The sequence below is a fragment of the Kitasatospora putterlickiae genome, from assembly GCF_039527695.1.
Lineage (GTDB): Bacteria > Actinomycetota > Actinomycetes > Streptomycetales > Streptomycetaceae > Kitasatospora > Kitasatospora putterlickiae.
On record NZ_BAAAKJ010000322.1, the window covers coordinates 1,494 to 4,984 of the forward strand.

A 3,491-nucleotide genomic window follows, 5' to 3' on the forward strand; every position below is an offset into this window, starting at 1 on the left:
GAACGGGACGTACAACCTGACCGTGACCGGCACCGGCTCGGTCTCCCACACCAGCAGCTACTCGCTGGTGGTCAGCTCCGACCCGGGCCCCGGCGGCGGCACCTGGACCCCGGGCACCACGTACCAGCAGGGTGACGTCGTCACCTGGAACGGGGCCAGCTACCGGTGCCTCCAGGGCCACACGGCCCAGGTGGGCTGGGAGCCCAACATCGTCCCGGCCCTCTGGCAGGCGATCTGAGCGGACCGGATCGTCTCCGGGACGGGATAAGGGCGGTGCCGCGGTTCGTCGAGGGGGACGGACCGCGGCACCGCCGCCGTTTCACCGCCGCTTCACCGCCCCTTCCCGGCGGGCACGGTGCGGGCGGTGCGGGCGGCCCGCACCGCCGGGAGCGCGACGAGCAGCGCCACCAGGGCGCAGCCGAAGGCCAGCGTGCCGTAGCCGCCGGCCGCCACCACCGGGCCGGAGAGCAGACCCCCGGTGCAGCCCGCGACCGACAGCCCCACATCGGCCAGGCCCTGGGTCGCGGCGCCCCGGGAGGGCGGCGCGGCGGCGGTGACCACGGCCGTGCCGCCGACCAGGCCCAGGTTCCAGCCCACGCCGGCCAGCAGCAGGGCCGCCGCCAGGACCGGCACCGAGTCCGCCGGCGCGAGGCCGGCCAGCAGGGCGGCCGCGCCGAGCGTGACGCCGGAGACGGCGGCCACCGGGAGCGCTCCCCAGCGGTCGACCAGCAGGCCGCTGAGCGGGGACGGCAGGAACATCGCGCCGATGTGCAGCGAGACGACCAGGCCGATCACGCCGGTGCCGTGGCCGTTGGCGGCCAGGTGAACCGGGACCATGGTCATCAGGGCGACCTTCGGCAGCTGGGCGAGCACCATGATCCACAGGCCGGTCGCCACGCCCGGGGCCCGCGAGCGGTCGGCCGGCCCCGCCGCTCCGGCCCGTTCCGCCGCTCCGGCCGGTTCCGCGGGTTCCGCCGGGGCCGGCGGCGGGGTCGCGGCCCGGGCCGACCGCAGCGGATCGGGCCGCAGCAGCGCGCCGATCACGACGGCCGCCACCGCGTACCCCACGGCGGCCAGCAGGAACGGCGCCGCCGTCCGGGGCACGCCCCAGTCCTCGGCCGGCCCGCCGACGAGCGCCACCAGGTTGGGCCCGGCCACCGCGCCGAACGTCGAGGCGAGCAGCACCCGGCTGACGGCCCGGCCGCGCCGCTCCGGGGCGGCCAGATCGGCGCCCGCGTACCGGGCGAGCAGGTTGGTGGCGGTGCCGGCACCGTAGACCAGCAGCGCGGGCAGCAGCAGCGCGACCTGGTCGGCGACCACCGCGACCACCACGCCCACGCTGCCGAGCGCGCCGACCGCGTACCCGAGGCCGAGCCCCGGACGGCGTCCCCAGGACTGGCAGAGCCGGGCGATGCCCAGGGCGCCGAGCATCGACCCGCCGGTGAACAGGGCGGTGGGCAGGCCGGCCAGCCCGGTCGAGCCGAGCATCTCCTCGGCGATCAGCGCCCCCACCACGACGCCCGCGGTCAGCCCGACGCCGCTGACCAGCTGGGAGACGACCAGAACGGCCAGCACCCGGCGCTGCGCCGGGTGTTCGGGCGGGTGCCGGGCCGCCGCGGCGACCTGCGGGGAGACCGTCACGCCGCCGCCGTCGGGCGCAGCGCCGAGATCTCCTCCAGCGGCATCCCCAGCTCCTCGTGGAGGTAGCGGACGATGGTCCAGTGCGCCAGCGCTCCCTCGTCGAAGGGCCCGAACTCCTGGCAGTAGAGCGGGATCCAGCGCAGCGCCTGCTCGGCGGCGGCCTCCCGGCCGGGCTCCTCCTGGTACGCCTCGTAGGGGATGCCGCGGTGGTGGACGAAGTAGCGGCCCGGCAGGCGATCCTCGCACAGGGCCCGGTACTCGCGGGTCTGCAGGATGAGGTAGTGCCAGATCTCGTCGATGTCCTGCTCGACCGGCAGGAAGAGGCCGGCGAGCTCCTCGCGGTGGCGGGAGACCAGGTAGAGGTAGCGCAGGCACTCGGTGACCTGGCGTTCGGCGTCGGCGGGTGCGGCGCCGGTGCGCGCGGCGGTGTACGCCACCACCTCGGCGTGCAGGTCCCGGCCGAGCAGGGAGGCGAGTTCGTCGGCGGTGACGCGGGGTCGGTCGGCGGTCATCGGGCGTCTCCGTGGCTGTCCCCGGCGGCCGGGGCGGGGGTCGGGGTGGCGGCGAGCCAGGCGTACTTGCCCGAGGCGCCGATCGGCAGGTGCTCGTGGTGCTCGACCCGGCACGGCCGTCCGATCAGCCGTCCGGCCTCGCGGGCCGTCGCGTCCGCCTCGGCCGCCGTCAACGGGGCGCCGTCGAAGGTGGTGCAGCGCAGCACGGCCTGCTCCCCGGGGCCCGTGACGTCCAGCCGGTGGAGGAAGGTCCGGGGCGTGACCGCGCCGACCACCTCGTCGAGGTCCCCCTGGGCGACCGGGCCGTCGGGGGTGTCGAGCAGTTCCTTCTCCCGCCCGCAGAACCGGGCGATGCGCCCGGGGTCCGCGCTGCCGTCGAGCGTGCGGACGCAGTCCCCGGAGCGGTAGCGGACCAGCGGCATCCAGGGGTTGCGCACGCTGGTGACGATCAGGGCGTGGATGCCGCTCCCCGGGGCGACGGGCAGGAGTTCGACGCTCATCCCGTCGAGGTACGGCCGGTACCGGCCGCTGCGGTCGCTGTAGTAGAGGTAGCCGAGTTCGGTGCTGCCGAACAGGTCGACGATCGGGCAGTCGAAGTGCTCGCGCAGGTACCGGGCGACGTTCACGGGGGTGTACTCGTAGGCGTGCACGATGCTGGCCGGGCGCGGGAAGTCCGCCCACAGGCCCCAGGCCCGGGCCTTGCGCACCAGGTGCGCGAGGTGGGAGGAGGAGCAGTCGAGGTGGTACCGGCCGCGCGGGTGGGCCCGGGCGGCCTCCCGGATCTCCGCGAGCATGCGCGCGACGTCGGCCCGTTGCCAGTGGTCGGGGTCGAGGCGGAGGTTGAGGTAGCAGGTGCGCTCGTCCAACCACCGCTCCGACAGGGCCGGTTGGGCCTCCGGCTCGCCGCCCCGCTTCCGGGCGTTGACCCGCGCCACGTGCTCGGTGGCCAGGACGGTGGTCAGGGAGACCCGCTTGCAGCCCTCCGCCCAGGTGTCGGCGATGTCGGGGTGCTCGCTCCACAGCCGGTAGTAGGACTTCAGCAGGAAGTACGGTGGCCGGATCAGCTGCATGCGGGCATGGTTGGTGCCCGTGGAGAGCACGAACTCCGCCTCGCCCGCGGCGAGGGCCTCGGCGAGGCCGGGCGTCATCCAGTTGTCCGGAAAGCCGCGGGCGATCTCGGACTTCTCCAGCACGGGGAAGTGTCCCCGCTCGATCGAGGCGCGGTAGAGGGGGATGTCCTTGATCCGGTCGACCACGTCGGCGGTCGGCTGGCCGTTCATGTCACCTCCGGTCGGTGGGGTCACCTGGGCGTGCGGGCCCCGGGCCGCTCCGACCCGG

4 protein-coding genes are annotated in these 3,491 nt (G+C 75.5%); 1 reads left to right on the forward strand and 3 read right to left on the reverse strand.

All coding sequences use genetic code 11. The annotated features are described in order from the left end of the window. Positions 1-238 (forward strand): carbohydrate-binding protein (locus ABD308_RS30450; RefSeq protein WP_344342048.1); only part of this gene is annotated, 238 nt, incomplete at its 5' end. A gap of 92 nt (positions 239-330) precedes the next feature. Here the strand turns inward: ABD308_RS30450 and ABD308_RS30455 are convergent. Genes ABD308_RS30455 through ABD308_RS30465 form a run of 3 tightly spaced genes read right to left on the reverse strand, consistent with a single transcriptional unit; the run spans position 331 to position 3,433 of the window. Beyond that, positions 331-1,641, reverse strand: coding sequence for an MFS transporter (locus tag ABD308_RS30455; RefSeq protein ID WP_344342051.1), 1,311 nt, complete (start codon positions 1,639-1,641; stop codon positions 331-333). Further along, entirely contained in the window at positions 1,638-2,153 is a 516-nt protein-coding gene (locus ABD308_RS30460) for a glycine-rich domain-containing protein (protein ID WP_344342054.1), read from the reverse strand. Before ABD308_RS30460 ends, ABD308_RS30455 begins: the two co-directional genes overlap by 4 nt. Next, positions 2,150-3,433: a hypothetical protein gene (locus ABD308_RS30465; protein WP_344342103.1), complete on the reverse strand. Its 1,284-nt coding sequence runs from the start codon at positions 3,431-3,433 to the stop codon at positions 2,150-2,152. Before ABD308_RS30465 ends, ABD308_RS30460 begins: the two co-directional genes overlap by 4 nt. Between the last annotated feature and the right edge of the window lie 58 nt (positions 3,434-3,491).